The 14,937-nt window shown below is 61.7% G+C and carries 15 protein-coding genes; 4 read left to right on the top strand and 11 right to left on the bottom strand.

The features are described from left to right. Nucleotides 1-505 (bottom strand): hypothetical protein (locus ACQRA4_RS08830; RefSeq protein ID WP_427822710.1); only part of this gene is annotated, 505 nt, incomplete at its 3' end. Between the two features lie 33 nt (nt 506-538). Between ACQRA4_RS08830 and tig the strand changes: the two genes are divergently transcribed. The 4 genes from tig to lon all read left to right on the top strand — a co-directional run bounded on the left by tig (nt 539) and on the right by lon (nt 6,581). After that, entirely contained in the window at nt 539-1,900 is a 1,362-nt protein-coding gene (tig, locus tag ACQRA4_RS08825; protein WP_427822709.1) for a trigger factor, read from the top strand. Nucleotides 1,901-2,112: 212 nt separating this feature from the next. Then, nucleotides 2,113-2,721: an ATP-dependent Clp protease proteolytic subunit gene (locus ACQRA4_RS08820; RefSeq protein ID WP_427822708.1), complete on the top strand. Its 609-nt coding sequence runs from the start codon at nt 2,113-2,115 to the stop codon at nt 2,719-2,721. A 3-nt stretch (nt 2,722-2,724) separates the two neighbouring features. Continuing rightward, nucleotides 2,725-3,999: an ATP-dependent Clp protease ATP-binding subunit ClpX gene (gene clpX / locus ACQRA4_RS08815; RefSeq protein WP_427822707.1), complete on the top strand. Its 1,275-nt coding sequence runs from the start codon at nt 2,725-2,727 to the stop codon at nt 3,997-3,999. A gap of 137 nt (nt 4,000-4,136) precedes the next feature. After that, a complete protein-coding gene (gene lon, locus ACQRA4_RS08810; protein ID WP_427822706.1) occupies nt 4,137-6,581 on the top strand; it encodes an endopeptidase La in 2,445 nt (814 codons plus the stop codon). Nucleotides 6,582-6,749: 168 nt separating this feature from the next. On the opposite strand, the gene ACQRA4_RS08805 is transcribed toward lon, so the two are convergent. The 10 genes from ACQRA4_RS08805 to guaB all read right to left on the bottom strand — a co-directional run bounded on the left by ACQRA4_RS08805 (nt 6,750) and on the right by guaB (nt 14,624). Beyond that, nucleotides 6,750-7,088 carry an SMR family transporter gene (locus tag ACQRA4_RS08805; RefSeq protein ID WP_427822705.1) on the bottom strand — a complete coding sequence of 113 codons (339 nt, stop codon included), beginning with the start codon at nt 7,086-7,088 and terminating at the stop codon, nt 6,750-6,752. Further along, the gene (locus tag ACQRA4_RS08800) at nt 7,076-7,531 is read right to left on the bottom strand and encodes a DMT family transporter (protein WP_427822704.1); all 456 of its coding nucleotides are present in this window, start codon (nt 7,529-7,531) and stop codon (nt 7,076-7,078) included. The genes ACQRA4_RS08805 and ACQRA4_RS08800 overlap by 13 nt, the downstream gene beginning before the upstream one ends. A gap of 87 nt (nt 7,532-7,618) precedes the next feature. Beyond that, nucleotides 7,619-7,747, bottom strand: a complete 129-nt coding sequence (locus ACQRA4_RS08795) for a hypothetical protein (protein WP_427822703.1) — start codon at nt 7,745-7,747, stop codon at nt 7,619-7,621. 85 nt (nt 7,748-7,832) lie between these two features. Beyond that, entirely contained in the window at nt 7,833-8,582 is a 750-nt protein-coding gene (gene hisA, locus ACQRA4_RS08790; protein WP_427822702.1) for a 1-(5-phosphoribosyl)-5-[(5-phosphoribosylamino)methylideneamino]imidazole-4-carboxamide isomerase, read from the bottom strand. Further along, the gene (locus tag ACQRA4_RS08785) at nt 8,579-9,235 is read right to left on the bottom strand and encodes a hypothetical protein (RefSeq protein WP_427822701.1); all 657 of its coding nucleotides are present in this window, start codon (nt 9,233-9,235) and stop codon (nt 8,579-8,581) included. The genes hisA and ACQRA4_RS08785 overlap by 4 nt, the downstream gene beginning before the upstream one ends. After that, a complete protein-coding gene (locus ACQRA4_RS08780) occupies nt 9,235-9,834 on the bottom strand; it encodes an imidazoleglycerol-phosphate dehydratase (protein ID WP_427822700.1) in 600 nt (199 codons plus the stop codon). The genes ACQRA4_RS08785 and ACQRA4_RS08780 overlap by 1 nt, the downstream gene beginning before the upstream one ends. Next, nucleotides 9,831-10,613, bottom strand: coding sequence for a twin-arginine translocase subunit TatC (gene tatC / locus ACQRA4_RS08775; RefSeq protein WP_427822711.1), 783 nt, complete (start codon nt 10,611-10,613; stop codon nt 9,831-9,833). Before tatC ends, ACQRA4_RS08780 begins: the two co-directional genes overlap by 4 nt. A gap of 440 nt (nt 10,614-11,053) precedes the next feature. Further along, nucleotides 11,054-11,590 carry a Sec-independent protein translocase protein TatB gene (tatB, locus tag ACQRA4_RS08770; RefSeq protein WP_427822699.1) on the bottom strand — a complete coding sequence of 179 codons (537 nt, stop codon included), beginning with the start codon at nt 11,588-11,590 and terminating at the stop codon, nt 11,054-11,056. 9 nt (nt 11,591-11,599) lie between these two features. Beyond that, nucleotides 11,600-13,144, bottom strand: a complete 1,545-nt coding sequence (gene guaA, locus ACQRA4_RS08765; protein ID WP_427822698.1) for a glutamine-hydrolyzing GMP synthase — start codon at nt 13,142-13,144, stop codon at nt 11,600-11,602. Nucleotides 13,145-13,166: 22 nt separating this feature from the next. Next, nucleotides 13,167-14,624, bottom strand: coding sequence for an IMP dehydrogenase (gene guaB, locus ACQRA4_RS08760; RefSeq protein WP_427822697.1), 1,458 nt, complete (start codon nt 14,622-14,624; stop codon nt 13,167-13,169). Between the last annotated feature and the right edge of the window lie 313 nt (nt 14,625-14,937).

Genomic DNA, 14,937 nt, shown 5'->3' with positions numbered 1-14,937 from the left:
GAGGTTGGAACGGCATGCCACCATGAAAATTTTTGGTGAACTCGTCAGAGAAAAGTATCCAACCGATTGGGCCATTCAATATGCGAAAAAAGCTGGACATTACCGGCGGGAAAATCGTTTTTCCGCACAGGCGGATGGAAAAAAATTCAATGTCTTTTAATGGGGACGGAGCCTGTTCGGCCTTTTCCAACACCTGCCGCGCATCTTGCCTTTGGCGGCGGGAGCGTGAACCGGACGGCCTTGCGACGTTTCTCCCAAGGGATACTCCTGTGCGTCCCGGGCAGGCGCGGCAAGAGAGCCAGCGCCCTTTACGCGCCAGGTCTTGAATTCTGACGAAAAGTAAGGTATCGGGAACGGTTGCCGCCGGTTGCGGTGTGCTTTTGCGGGCCGTGAAAGTGAGCCTTTGCGCGCATGCGCGGCTGATGATGAACAATGACAGCATGTTGCTCAGTAGTGACGGCTTGAGCCAGCGCAAAGGCTGAGGGTTCAAGTCCTTCTTCTTCATATCAACTTTCCCAGCAGCAGAAAGGAGCTCCACGTGGAATACAGCGCTGAAGATATTTCGCCGGTCAAAAAAAAGATCGTGATCACCACGGAGCCTCAGGAAGTCGAGGCGGCCATCATGGGCGCCGTTGCTCTGTATAAAACTTCCGTGCAGGTGGACGGTTTTCGCAAGGGCAAGGCGCCCGCCTCGGTCATTGAACAGCGCTTCCGCGACAGAATTTACGAAGAGGCCCGCCAGGATCTGATCAATGTGCACATCAACGACGTGATGCAGAAACTGGATGTCCAGCCTTTGTCAGGCATCAATGTGGATGGCGCGGGCGCTCTGGAGCGGGGCAAGCCCTATGCCTACAGCATTGAATTTGAAGTGCTGCCGGTGTTTGACCTGCCCCCCTACGAAGGCGTGGAAGTGGAGCAGGAGAAGGTGGTCGTTGACGAAAAGGAAGTGGGGGACGTCATTGAGCGCATCCGCCGCGACCGCGCGCAACTCGTGCCCGTGGACAGTGCCGCGCCCGCCGCGGACGGCCAGGTGGCTTGCATTGACTTCGCCGCCTATGAAAACGGCCAGCCGGTGGAAGGCGTCAGGGCCGAAAATTTTGACCTGGCTCTGGGTGAGCACCAGGCCCTTGAGGATTTTGAGGCTCTGGTCAAAACCATTCCCTACGGGCAGGAAGGCGAGGGCGAAATCCACTTTCCTGATGACTTCATCGCCAAAGACCTGGCCGGCAAAACCGTGATCATGAAGGTCAAGGTGCATGCGGTCAAGGAGCGCAAGCTGCCTGAACTCAACGACGAGCTGGCCAAGAGCCTTGGGCTGGAGAGTGTGGACAAACTCAGGGAAACCATCTCCCGCAGTTATACCCAGAGCCGTGAAAACCTGAACAAAAGCGCGGCCCAGAAGACCATTCTGGACCGTCTGCTGAAGATGGCGGATTTTCCCCTGCCTGAAAGCCTGCTGGACATTCAGATGCGCACTCTGCTGACCGACCTCAAGGCGCGCCTTGAGCGGCAGGGCAAGCGGCTGGAGGCTCTGGGCAAGAGCCCTGAGGAGCTGCGTAAGGAAATGCTGCCGCAGGCCGAAGAACTGGCGCGCATTCAGGTGCTGCTGCTCTCCATTGCCAGGAAGGAGGGGCTGGAGGTCAGTGACCAGGAAGTCGTCGCTCAGATTTATCAGGAAAGCCTGCGCAGCGGTGAGGATTTCAAGACTCTGCGCGAAAACTATGAACGCTCCGGCCTGATTTTTGTGCTGCGCGACCGCCTGCTGGCCGACAAGGCCATGGACAGGGTTTACGCCAAGGCAAAGGTGACGGAGGTGGAGCCCAAAACGCCTCAGACCGACGACGCCCCGGCCGCCCCGGTGGAGACGCCCGCCGCCTCCGAAGAAGAATCAAAGTAAACTGAAGGCGGCCTGAATGAAGGCCGCCTTTCGCACTGGCGTCGGTCGCGGCGGGCAAGAGCGCGGCATCCGGCGCAAGGCACGAAAGTCGGGAGCGGCCTCACTGGTGTGTCCGCGCCTGATTTTCGGGGCTGTTGACCGCGTCAACAGCCTTTTCCCGTTTGCACGGCCAAAGCGTCACGCGCGGGCCAAAAACCGCGAGGCAGAGATATATGTCTTTAGTTCCCATGGTCATTGAAACCACAGGCCGTTCCGAGCGGGCCTATGATATTTATTCGCGGCTGCTGAAGGATCGCATCGTGCTTCTGGGGTCCGAGGTCAACGACGCCGTCGCCTCTCTGATCTGCGCCCAGCTTCTTTTTTTGGAATCGCAGGACCCGGAAAAGGAAATCAGCCTGTACATCAATTCTCCGGGCGGCTCGGTCACGGCCGGCCTGGCCATTTACGACACCATGCGCTACATCACTTCGCCGGTCACCACGGTCTGCATGGGCCGGGCGGCCAGCATGGGGGCCTTTCTTCTGGCCGCCGGCGAGCCGGGCATGCGTTTTGCATTACCCAACAGTCAGATTATGATCCACCAGCCTTCGGGCGGTTTTCAGGGGCAGGCTACGGATATTGAAATCCACGCCCGTGAAGTGCTCCGCCTCAAGGAGCGGCTCAACCGCATGCTGGCGGAAAATACCAAACGTCCGTATGAGGATGTGGTCAAGGCCACAGAGCGAGACAATTTTTTGACCCCTGAGGAAGCCAGAGAACTCGGCATCATCGACCGCGTGCTGGCGTCACGCCGTGATATGGCGCAGGAAAAGGGCGAATAGCATATGGGCAATACCAACGAACCGTTGCGCTGCTCCTTTTGCGGCCGCAGCGAACTGGAAGTGCGCAACCTCATTGTGCAGGACGGCGCAAGCATCTGCGACAACTGCGTCAAGGCCTGCAACGACATCATCGCCCGCGACCGACTGGAAAGCCCCGACAACGGCGAACGCCTGCTTTCTCCGCAGGAGATCAAGGACAGGCTGGATGAATACGTCATCGGGCAGCACGAGGCCAAGAAAATTCTTTCCGTGGCCGTGCATAATCACTACAAGCGCGTGTTCTACGCTGACGCCCTTGGCCGGGATGTGGAGCTGGAAAAAAGCAACATCCTTCTGGTGGGGCCATCGGGCAGCGGCAAAACACTGCTGGCCAAAACCCTGGCCAGGGTCTTGCGCGTGCCCTTCGCCATTGCCGACGCCACCACCCTCACCGAGGCCGGCTATGTGGGCGAGGATGTGGAAAACATTCTGGTGCAACTGCTCCAGAATGCGGACTATGACCTGGAAGCCGCCAGCAAGGGCATCATCTATATTGACGAAATTGACAAGATTTCGCGCAAGGGCGACGGGCCGTCCATCACCCGCGACGTGTCCGGCGAGGGGGTGCAGCAGGCCCTGCTGAAAATCATTGAAGGCACCGAGGCCAACATCCCGCCCAAGGGCGGGCGCAAGCACCCGCAGCAGGAATTTATACGCATGAACACGGGCAATATCCTGTTCATTGTGGGCGGGGCCTTTGTGGGCCTGGACAAGATTGTGGAATCGCGCATGAGCGGCGCATCCATGGGCTTCGGGGCCAAGGTGCGGGCCAGCAAGGATATGCCCCTGGCCGAGCTGCTGGAAAAAATCCATCCGCAGGATTTGGTTCAGTTTGGCCTGATTCCGGAGTTCGTGGGCCGCATCCCCATCATTACCCATGTGGACGAGCTGGATGAGCCGGATCTGGTGCGCATTCTCACTGAGCCCAAAAACGCCCTGGTGCGCCAGTACCAGAAGCTTTTTGAGCTGGACAACGTGACCCTGCGTTTCACGACCAACGCCCTCAAGGCCATCGCGGCCAGGGCCATTGAGCGCAAGACCGGCGCTCGCGGCCTGCGCAACGTCATGGAAAAGATCATGCTTGACATCATGTTCAGGCTGCCCTCCATGCCCAATGTCAGGGAATGCCTGATCAACCGGGCGGTGATTGAAAAGGGCAAAGAGCCGGTGCTGCTCTACGGCGACGGCGGCGAGGCCGTCAGCGAGGAAAGGCGCTTGTCTGAAGACAAGGCTTCTTGAGACGGCGCGGTAGTGATGCTGTTTTGGCGACTGCGGGAGCGGACGCCGGGCTGAAATCAGAACGCAGTATGCTGAAGCGGGCTGTCGCGGGCCGGGCCTAACGGTTCGGCCCGCCGACGCCTTTGGGGAGAGAGAGTATGTCTGACGCAATGCGCGGGGAAATCTTTCGGGAAATGCCGGTCATGCCCCTGCGGGAAGTGGTCATGTTTCCGCGTTCGATCATGCCGCTTTTTGTGGGCCGCGAGGCTTCCATCAAGGCCATTGAGGCGGCTCAGTCCTCCTTTGGCAAACAGATTTTTCTGGTGGCCCAGCGCGAACCGGAGCTGGAAAAACCCGAAGCGGGCGACCTGTGCGCCGTGGGCGTGGTCAGCAAGGTTCTTCAGATGTTGCGCCTGCCCGACGGCACCATCAAGGTTCTGTTTGAGGGCCTGTACCGGGCCGCCTGGCAAGACCTGCGCGAGGACGGCCCGTGCTCTGTGACCGGGGTGCGCCGTCTGGAGGAAAGCCAGAGCCGCCCGGAAGAAAAGGAGGCTCTGGTTCGCGCGGTTCACGAGGCGCTGGAAGAATACGGCAAGAACAATAAAAAGATTTCGCAGGAGGCCGTGCTCTCCATTCTGGCCCTGCACGAGCCAGGCCCCCTGGCTGACGCCATTTTGCCGCATCTGAAGGTGGATTATCGCAAAAAACAGGAGGCGCTGGAGCTTTCAGACGTTACCGAGCGCCTGGAACGCGCCTATGAGCTGCTTCAGGGCGAGGTGGCCCTGTCCACTGTGGAAAAGCGGATCAAAAACCGCGTCAAGGTGCAGATGGAGCGCAACCAGCGCGAGTATTATCTCAACGAGCAGATCAAGGCCATCAACAAGGAAATGGGGCGGGACGACGACCCCCAGGCGGAGGTTGACGAGCTGGAGCAGAAGCTCAAGGCCCGCGATATGCCGGAGGAGGCCCGCCAGAAAGCCCTGGCTGAAGTGAAGAAACTGCGGGCCATGCCGCCTTCGGCCGCCGAATACACGGTGGTGCGCAATTATGTGGACTGGATTCTGGATCTGCCCTGGAACGACCTGAAAAGCATTGATATCGACATCGAAAAGGCTCGCGCCATTCTGGACGGGGATCATTATGGCCTGGAAAAGCCCAAGGAGCGCATTCTGGAATATCTGGCCGTACAGAAGCTTTCGCACGGCCTGAAAGGCCCCATTCTCTGTTTTGTGGGGCCGCCCGGCGTGGGCAAGACCTCGCTGGCCAAATCCGTGGCCAGGGCCACGGGCCGCGATTTTGTTCGTCTTTCGTTGGGCGGCGTGCGCGACGAAGCCGAAATCAGGGGCCACCGCCGCACCTATGTGGGCGCGCTGCCGGGCAAGATCATCCAGTCGCTGAAGCGGGTCAAATTCAATAACCCCCTGTTCTGTCTGGACGAAGTGGACAAGATGACCTCGGATTACCGGGGCGATCCGGCCTCGGCCCTGCTGGAAGTGCTGGACCCGGAACAGAACGCTACCTTCATGGATCATTATCTGGATTTGGAATACGATCTGTCCAGGGTTTTTTTCATCACCACGGCCAATTCGCTGCACAGCATTCCGGCACCCTTGCTGGATCGCATGGAAATTATCGAGCTTTCCAGCTATCTGGAGACGGAAAAACGCCACATCGCCCGGCGTTTTCTCCTGCCTCGCCAGATTGAGGAGCACGGCCTCCGGGAAGGCAATATCCGCATTTCCGAAAACGCCCTGCTGGAGATCATTCGCGGCTACACGCGTGAAGCCGGGGTGCGTAATCTGGAGCGCGAAATCGCGGCCCTGTGCCGCAAGACGGCCATTCGCCTGGTGGAGGAGGATGATCTGGACAAGTGCGTGTCCATTTCGCGTCAAAGCCTGCCGGGCTTTCTGGGAGTCAAGAAATACCGTCACGAGGAGCGCGAGGAGGAACCCCAGGTGGGCGTCTGTGCCGGGCTGGCCTACAATCAGCGCGGCGGCGAAATTCTGCTGGTGGAAACCAGCCTGATGAGCGGCGCGGGCCATGTGGTGACCACCGGCCAGCTGGGCGAGGTGATGACCGAATCGGCCAAGGCCGCCCTGTCCTATGTGCGCTCGCGCGCCGAAGTGCTGGGGCTTGATCCGCGCTTCCATCGCAAGGTGGACATTCATGTGCATGTGCCCGCCGGGGCCACGCCCAAGGACGGCCCTTCGGCGGGCATTACCCTGGCCACCTCCATCACCTCGGCGCTGCTGGGCATTCCTGTGCGCAACGATGTGGCCATGACCGGCGAAATATCGTTGCGCGGACGTGTTCTGCCCATCGGCGGCCTGCGTGAGAAACTGCTGGCCGCGCGGCGCAGCGGCATAAAAAAAGTGATCATGCCCCGCGACAATGAAAAGGACCTCAAGGACGTGCCGGACGAGGTGCTCAAAGACCTGGAAATTGTCTTTGTGGACCATGTGGACGATGTGCTGCCCCAGGCCCTGGCCGCCTCGCCGGAAGAAATCTTTTCGGGCCGGGCCACGGCCCAGCCCATCTGCGCTTCCCTGCGCGCCCATGCCGCCGGCAAGAACGGCGCGGGAGAGAGCCAGCCCGCGCAATAAAACCTGTTTGCATATCCGCCGCAAAACCGCCTTCCGCCGCATCCGGCGGGGGGCGGTTTTGCGCATCTGCCGGCCCGGCCTGAAGAAAAACTCCATGAGTCGCCGTCCGACCTGGCGGAGCGCCGCCGGCTTGCTTTCAGCAAAAGCGGGGATGACTGCGGCGGGCCTTCAGCCCAGACGCAACAGCAGCATGCCCGTAATAAGCAGGCCCATGCCCGCAAAGGCGCAGGGTTTGAGGCGCTGGCTGAAGAAAAGCCAGCCGCCCAGCGAGGTGCCCAGAATGCCGAAACTGCCCCACATGGCATAGGCCACGGCCAGATCCATATGACGCACGGCCAGGGAAAGGCAGTAAAAGGCCAGCCCCACCAGGGCCAGGGCCGTAATGCCGACCCCGCAGCGGCGGAAGCCCCGGGAGCGGGCCAACAGCAGATTGGCCAGAATATCCAGCAAGGCGGCCAGCATGACCAGCAGCACGGAAAAATTGAAAAAGGCGGTCAGGGTGCGCATGGCGGCCTCCCTGCGGCGCGCGCGCCGTCAGACCCGGCCTGAAATGCAAGGCGCTTTTGCCCGGTCGCGCGCGGGCGCGGCCTTGCGTTTTGGCCGTGGCCCGTGCCGTGGTGCACCAGCAGCGCTCCGGCCAGCACGCAGACCAGGCCCAGAACACGCTTGAGGGTCAGGCTTTCATCCAGAATCAGCGCGCTGGACAGGGTAATCAGGGTCAGGCCCAGCCCTTCCCAGCAGGCGAAGGCCACGCCCACGGGCAGGCCGGTGGTGGACAGGGCCAGAAGATAATAGGAAAGGCCGATGGCCAGCCACATCAGGGTCAGGCCCAACAGTGCGGCATGGGCAAAGGCCCAGCCCTGGGCCAGCTTCATGACAGTGGTGCCGCCCACTTCCAGAATGATGGCCCCCAACAGGCAATACCAGTGAAATGGTCTGGTAGTCAGCATGACTCTCCTCGTAACGCGAAAAACAGCGGACAGGCCGCCACGCGGCGGCTTCTTCGAACAATGCACAGGCGGGGAGAAGCTCTACATCTAGAGCAGGGAACGCCAGTGGCGCTCTTCAGGAAAGCCGTGGTACGGGCCGCGGACAGGATGACGGACAGCGGACATGGCCAGAATGTAAACGCGGGACAGGCCCTTGGCAAGGTCACTCTTTCGCATTGCCGACATATGCGGGAAAGAAAACCCGCCGTGAGCCGCGACGGGACGGGTTTTTTGTGGAGCAGACGCGAACCGCGGGCGACGGTCAGGCTTTTTCCGCATTTTCCTGTGCGTCAATCCAGGCGTTGGCTTCTTCCAGTCGCAAGGCTCCTTCGTACAGGGCGCGACCGCTGACGGCGCCGGCCAGCCTGCCGGAGCGGGAGAGGGGATAAAGCTTTTGCACGTCGGCCAGAGTGGCCACGCCGCCGGCGGCGATGACCGGCACGCGGGCGCTGCGGGCCAGATGCTCCAGAGCGCTCAGGTTGACGCCGCTTTGCATGCCGTCGCGTTCAATATCCGTATAGATGATGAAGGCCGCGCCGTCGTCCTGAAGACGGGGCAACACGTCGTCCACGCTCAGGCCGGTGTCGGTCACCCAGCCCCGGCTTTTGAGACGCCCCGCCTCGGCGTCCAGAGAAACGCCAATCTGGCCGGGAAAAGCGCGGCAGAGGCGGGCGAACAGTTCCGGCTGCTCCAGGGCCAGGGTGCCGATGATCAGGCGGCGCACCCCGGCGTCCAGATAGGCGCGGGCCGTCTCCTCGTCGCGGATGCCGCCGCCCAATTGCACGGGGATGCTGATCTCCCGGCAGATGCGCCGCACGATGGCCCGGCTCTGCGCCGCGCCGTCAAACGCGCCGTCCAGATCCACCACATGCAGCCAGCGCGCCCCCCGCGCCTGCCAGGCGCGGGCCGCCTCGACCGGGTTCTCGGCGAAAACGGTGGATTCCTGGGCGCGTCCCTGTTTGAGGCGCACGGCCTTACCGCGCTGAATATCGACCGCCGGGAAGATGATCATAAGCCCATATCCTTGACCGCTTTGCGCATGCCGTCCACGGCAAGTTCTTCAGCCGTGACCCAGGCGCCTTTGCGTTTGAAGAACGAACCCGCTGTGAGCAGGTTTTCCGTAAGGCTCACCTGCTCTTCCTCAAAAATGGAACGGTTCATCAGCGTGCCGTCGCCCACCTTGAGCAGAAAAAACTCCACCCGCACATGGGCCGAGTGGGTGACGCCCGCCTTGGAACCCTCGCGCTGACGCCAGTCCAGCACCTGGGGAATCAGCAGAAGCTGAGCGCCTTGCCGCTTGCCGTAGTCTTCCCACTGGGGCAGGGCCTGCGGTTGCTCGGAACTGTGAAAGCGCGTCAGATCCGACGGCGTATGCCGGCGAACAATAAAATTGTACTGGCGTTTGGTGTCTGTCAGCAGAACTTCACGCAGCTTCATGTCCAGCGCGGACAGCATGTCGTCGGGAATACGGCCCTGATTTTCGGGAATGCGGCCCGCGATGAGCTGGCTGGCGTTGGTGGGCTGTGTGAAGGGCGCCACGGAGATTCTGTAACTGGCGGAAATGAATCGGGGCGCCTCGGCCGTGCTGCGGGGCCGGCGGGCGCAGGAGACGGCCAGCGCCAGGCAAAGAACGATCAATAAAAATATATGCAGGCGAGTACGCATCAATCAAGTCCTCCTTTGGTGCTTCTGATGGTTGTGCCCTGAATCCGCGCCGCCTGGCGCAAGGCCAGCCCCAGCCCCTTGGCCGCCGATTCCAGCAGGTGGTGGCCGTTTTTGCCGTACAGAAAGGCAACGTGCAGATTGCAGCGGGCGCTGCTGGCCAGAGCCTTGTAAAATTCTCGCCAGAGGTCTTTTTCCTCTCCGGCCATGACAGGCGGCAACAGTTCGTCGCCGCGCCATTCCAGCCAGGGACGGCCTGAAAGATCCACTGTCACTTCACTGAGCGCCTCGTCCATGGGCACACGGCCATAGCCCACGCGGGCAATGCCGGCTCTGTCGCCGAGGGCTTCCAGCAGGGCGCGGCCCAGAGTCAGGCCCACGTCCTCCACGCTGTGGTGGGCGTCCACCTCCAGATCGCCCTCGCAGGAGAGCCGCAAATCCATGCCCGCCCAGAACATGGTCAGGGTCAGCATGTGATCCAGCAGGCCGAAGCCGGTCCGGATTTCGGTATCGCCGTTGCCGTCCAGGGTCAGACTCAGGCTGATGCGGGTTTCGGCGCTGAGCCGCTCCCGCGCGGCTTTACGCGGGGTGTTGGCGTTCATGCTTCCTCCGCGGTCTTGTCTTTGACGCTGGCTTCGCCCTGCTGGGCGTCGCCGGTTTCGACGTTTTCGGGCGCCGGTTTTTTGCGGCCGAAGGCGGCCGCCACCAGAATGCTGACTTCATAGAGCAGGAGCATGGGGCCGGCCATCAGCAGTTGCGACACCACATCCGGCGGCGTCAGAATGGCCGCCACGATAAAGATGCCCAGAACGGCGTAACGCCGCGTGCTGCGCATCAGGGTGGCGGTGATCAGCCCCATGCGCGACAGAAAAAGGGCAAAGAGCGGCATCTCAAAAATCAGGCCAAAGGCCAGAATCAGCTTGAGCACAAAGCCCAGGTAGTCGCTGATTTTGGGCATGACCACGATTTCGCTGGTGGAGAAGCTCACGAAGAAACTGAAGGCGTAAGGAAAAACCACCAGATAGCAGAATGCGCCGCCGGCCACAAAAAACAGGGCCGACAATATGGCCACCGGAATGATGTGGCGTTTTTCCTCATCATAGAGGCCGGGCGCGATAAAGGACCATATCTGGTAGAATACGACCGGGCTGGTCACGAAGACGCCCGCCACAAAGGCGATGTACATGCGGGTGAAGAAACCTTCGGGCAAGGTGGTGTACTGGGCGTGCGAACCAGGCGGCAGAACCGCCAGCAGCGGATTCACCAGCGCGTTGAAAATGGGATCCACCACGGACCAGCAGACCAGAAAGCCCAGACCCACGGCGATGCAGCAACGTACCAGACGCGCGCGCAGCTCGCTCAGGTGATCCATCAGGCCCATGGGCTTGTCGGCGTTTTCGTCGCCCGCCGAGTCTTGCGCGCCGCGCGCGGAGGGCAGGCTGTCCTCCGGCCTGGGGGCGGGAGGAGGCGACGCATCCACGGGCGGAGAGGGCGGCAGAGGCGGCGCGCCCGCACCGCGTTCCTGCGCGGGGGGCTGCCCGTCGCGCGGACTGTCAAGCCCGTCCGGCGTCACAGGCGGCGCATCCCCGCCGTTTGCGGGGGCGTCCGCGGCGGCGTCAGGCCGCCATTCCGGCCCGGAAAACATGGACGCTTCAAAATCGCTCAGGTCGGCTGCGCTGGACTTATCCGCCTTGCTTGCGCCGTCAGTCCCCCGGGCTTCGCCAGAGGCGGCAGGCCGGCGGGATTCGGCCGCGTTTTCCATTGCGGGCGCGGCGTTCTCTTGTGCTGAAACCGGGGAGGTCAGTTTGTCTTCCGGCTGGTTCATGCCGCGCCGCCGTTTTCTGTGGCCGGGGCGGTTGCGCCGTTTTGCGGCGAGAGGGCTTCCGCTTCAGCTCTGGTTTTGGCCAGGGCGGCGGCCAGGGGGCTGCCCGCCGGAGGCGACGCCGGCGCGTCACTGGCGGGAGCGCCATCCGCCGGAGACGATGCGGAAGCTTCGCAAGCCACGGACGGCGTGGGGGCGGCAAGGGCCTCGGTTGCCGTTTCTGTCTGGCTCGCGACCGTGTCGCTTGTATCGCTCACGGCCCTAGCCGCAGGCGTTTCCGGTGTCTGAGCGGGCTTGACGGCCACGGTTTCATCCGTGGCGCCGGCGGTTTTTTTTACGGCTTGCTTGCGGCGTTCCGCTTCCTCCTCCTGCGCGGCCTCGGCATTGAGGGTGCGCTGAAAGTCCGTGGAAACGCGCCGGAACTCGCCCATAGCCTTGCCCAGAGTGCGCGAGATGTTGGCGAGGCTTTTGGGGCCCAGCACCACAAGCGCCACCACCAGAATGACCAGGAGTTCCGTACTGCCTATGCCGAACATAGAGGCTCCTTATTCCCATTCGATGGTGCTGGGCGGCTTGGAGGACACATCGTAGACCACGCGGTTCACGCCTTTGACTTCATTGATGATTCGGCCGGACATGCGCGCGATGAGCTCCGGCGGCAGGCGCGCCCAGTCGGCGGTCATGGCGTCCACGCTGTCCACCACGCGCAGGGCGATGACATTTTCGTAGGTGCGGCCGTCGCCCATGACGCCCACGGTCTTGAGCGGCAGCAGCACCGCGAAGCCCTGCCAGACCTTGCGATACCAGCCGGATTCGCGCAGCTCTTCCTGCACGATCTTGTCGGCTTGGCGCAGGATGCGCAGGCGTTCCCCGGTGACTTCGCCCAGCACGCGGATGGCCAGCCCCGGGCCGGGGAAGGGATGCCGCCAGACAATGGAGTCGGGCAGGCCCAGCTCGGCCGCCACCTTGCGAACCTCGTCCTTGAAGAGTTCGCGCAGGGGTTCAATGAGCTTGAGTTTCATGGTGTCGGGCAGGCCGCCCACATTGTGGTGGCTTTTGATCACCGCGCTGGGGCCCTTGTGCGAGACGGATTCGATAACGTCCGGGTACAGGGTGCCCTGCGCCAGAAAGTCCACCTGGGGCAGTTTTCTGGCTTCCTCGTCGAAAATTTCAATAAAGGTGTGGCCGATGATTTTGCGTTTTTTCTCCGGGTCTTCCACGCCTTTGAGGCGGGAGAGAAAACGCTCCTGCGCCTGCACAAATTCAAGATTGAGGTCAAAATGCTCGCGCAGGCAGCTGACCACCTCATTGCCTTCGTTGAGGCGCAGCAGACCATTGTCCACAAAGATGCAGTGCAGGCGCTTGCCGATGGCCCGGTGCAGCAGCACGGCCACCACTGTGGAGTCAATGCCGCCGGACAGGGCGCAGACCACATGCTTGTCGCCCGCCTGCTCGGCCATTTCCTTGACCACGCGATCCACAAAGGAGGACATGCTCCAGTCCGGCGTGATGCCGGCCACCTTGAACAGAAAGTTTTGCAGAATGCGTTCGCCGTCCGCGCTGTGGTGCGCTTCGGGGTGGAACTGCACCGCGTATATCCGGCGCTGCTCGTCGGCCATGGCGGCCACATCCAGAGTGGGGGTGCGCCCCGTGACAGTGAAGCCCGGCGGCGGGGCCAGCACCTTGTCGCCGTGGCTCATCCAGACTCTGGAAGGGCTTTTCGCGTCCAGACCGTCCCAGAGCGCGCAGGGGGCGCTCAGGGTCAGCTCAGCCGGGCCGTATTCCCGCGTCAGGGACTGGGCCAACCGCCCCCCCATGTTCCGGGCCAGAAGCTGCATGCCGTAGCAGATGCCCAGCACCGGCACGCCCAGTTCCAGAAAGCCGGGGTCCAGAACCGGGGCGTCGGCCTCGCCCACGCTGGCCGGGCCGCCGGAGAGAATCAGGGCCGAGGGGCGCATGCCCGCCACCTGCGCGGCCGTGGTCACACAGGAGTGGATTTCGGAATATACCCCGGCCTCGCGCACGCGGCGGGCGATGAGCTGCGTGACTTGGGAGCCGTAGTCGATGATAATGACCTTGCTGTGCGGCATGTTGCATCCTCGCTCGTGCGGGCTAGTTCTCAATGCGATAGTTGGGCGCTTCCTTGGTGATGACCACGTCGTGCACATGGCTTTCGCGCAGCCCGGCGGCGGAAATCTCGCAGAAGGTGGTGTTTTTGAAGAGATCGTCCAGGGTCTTCGCCCCCACATAGCCCATGCCTGAGCGCAGGCCGCCCATGAGCTGGTACACGGCGTCCATGACAGGCCCCCGGTAGGGCACGCGGCCCACAATGCCTTCAGGCACCAGCTTTTTGCTGCGTTCCTGAAAGTAGCGATCCGAGCTGCCTTCCTTCATGGCGTCGATGGAGCCCATGCCCCGGTAAATCTTGTAGGTGCGCCCCTGGTAAAGAATGGTTTCGCCGGGGCTTTCCTCGGTGCCGGCGAAAAGGGAGCCGATCATCACCGAATGCGCGCCCACCACCAGCGCCTTGACAATGTCGCCGGAGAATTTGATGCCGCCGTCGGCTATGCAGCAGCGGTTCATCTCGCGCGCGGCGCGGCTGCCGTCCATGACGGCCGTGACCTGGGGCACGCCCACGCCCGCCACGATGCGGGTGGTGCAGATGGAGCCTGGCCCGATGCCCACCTTCACGCTGTCGGCGCCGGCCTCCAGAATGGCGCGCGCGCCTTCATAGGTGGCCACATTGCCCGCAATCAGCTGGCAGTTGGGAAAGCTGGCCTTGACCGCGCGGATGGCGTTGAGCACATTGACAGAATGGCCGTGGGCGGAATCCAGCACCAGCACGTCGGCCCCGGCCTCAAGCAGTTGTGCGGCCCTGGCTTCGGAATCCTTGCCGATGCCGATGGCCGCGCCCACGCGCAAACGACCGTTGGAGTCCTTGCAGGCATTGGGATATTTCTGAACCTTGTCGATGTCCTTCATGGTGATCAGGCCGCGCAGGCGCTTGTTTTCGTCCACCACCAGAAGCTTTTCGATACGGTGCTCGTGCAGGTGGCGCTTGGCCTCGGCCAGCGAGGTTCCCATAGGCACGGTGATCAGTTTGTCGCTGGTCATCACGTCGGCCACGCGCACTGCCTGGGCGTCTTCCACAAAGCGCACGTCGCGGTTGGTCAGAATGCCCACCAGGCGTTCCCCGTCCACCACCGGCAGGCCGGAAACGCGAAAGTCGGACATCAGATCCAGAGCTTCCTGCACCGAATTGCGCGGAGAAATGGTCACCGGATCCAAAATCATGCCGCTTTCGCTCTTTTTGACCCGTTCCACCTCCAGGCGCTGACGCTCCACAGGCATGTTTTTATGAATGATGCCAATGCCGCCCATGCGGGCCATGGAAATGGCCATGGCCGACTCCGTCACGGTGTCCATGGCGGCGGAGAGCAGAGGAATGCGCAGGGGAATGGCCGGCGTGAGCCATGTGGTGATGTCAACGGCGTCGGGGGTTACGTCGGAATAACCGGGAATCAGCAAAATGTCGTCGAAGGTCAGTGCCTTGCCGCGATTGGTGAACATGACTTCCTCGTAATGGGCTAAAATAATTATATAAACTTTAGCAAACCATCTTATCCGCTTGTGAGGGCGCTGTCAATGCGGGCGGCGTTTTCCGCCTGTGGTTGTCGGCGTCCGCCAGGCGCTGTCAGGATTCGGGAATATCCCTTTGCCTTTTGCCGACGACGGGTATATAATAATCGGATAGCATTGCTAAAAGAGTGATAAAGTATCTTCTCTTTGCCCATTCACATGAAATCTGGCAAAGAGAGCTGTTGTGAGATCAACCATTCGCTGACGATCTTGAAACAACCTGAGATTTACGTTTGAAACGGGC

The organism is Desulfovibrio sp. SGI.169 (assembly GCF_050313595.1).
GTDB lineage: Bacteria > Desulfobacterota > Desulfovibrionia > Desulfovibrionales > Desulfovibrionaceae > Desulfovibrio.
Note: the sequence above shows the minus strand (reverse complement) of the source record. Positions and strands in the feature narration are given on the sequence as shown.

Coding starts and splice junctions, on each gene's coding strand:
- ACQRA4_RS08795 (WP_427822703.1), bottom strand. CDS start 7,747: ATGCGAAAGAGTGACCTTGCCAAGGGCCTGTCCCGCGTTTACATTCTG.
- ACQRA4_RS08800 (WP_427822704.1), bottom strand. CDS start 7,531: ATGCTGACTACCAGACCATTTCACTGGTATTGCCTGTTGGGGGCCATC.
- ACQRA4_RS08785 (WP_427822701.1), bottom strand. CDS start 9,235: ATGCGTACTCGCCTGCATATATTTTTATTGATCGTTCTTTGCCTGGCG.
- tatB (WP_427822699.1), bottom strand. CDS start 11,590: ATGTTCGGCATAGGCAGTACGGAACTCCTGGTCATTCTGGTGGTGGCG.
- tatC (WP_427822711.1), bottom strand. CDS start 10,613: ATGGGCCTGATGGATCACCTGAGCGAGCTGCGCGCGCGTCTGGTACGT.
- lon (WP_427822706.1), top strand. CDS start 4,137: ATGTCTGACGCAATGCGCGGGGAAATCTTTCGGGAAATGCCGGTCATG.
- clpX (WP_427822707.1), top strand. CDS start 2,725: ATGGGCAATACCAACGAACCGTTGCGCTGCTCCTTTTGCGGCCGCAGC.
- ACQRA4_RS08780 (WP_427822700.1), bottom strand. CDS start 9,834: ATGAACGCCAACACCCCGCGTAAAGCCGCGCGGGAGCGGCTCAGCGCC.
- guaA (WP_427822698.1), bottom strand. CDS start 13,144: ATGCCGCACAGCAAGGTCATTATCATCGACTACGGCTCCCAAGTCACG.
- ACQRA4_RS08820 (WP_427822708.1), top strand. CDS start 2,113: ATGTCTTTAGTTCCCATGGTCATTGAAACCACAGGCCGTTCCGAGCGG.
- hisA (WP_427822702.1), bottom strand. CDS start 8,582: ATGATCATCTTCCCGGCGGTCGATATTCAGCGCGGTAAGGCCGTGCGC.
- ACQRA4_RS08805 (WP_427822705.1), bottom strand. CDS start 7,088: ATGCGCACCCTGACCGCCTTTTTCAATTTTTCCGTGCTGCTGGTCATG.
- guaB (WP_427822697.1), bottom strand. CDS start 14,624: ATGTTCACCAATCGCGGCAAGGCACTGACCTTCGACGACATTTTGCTG.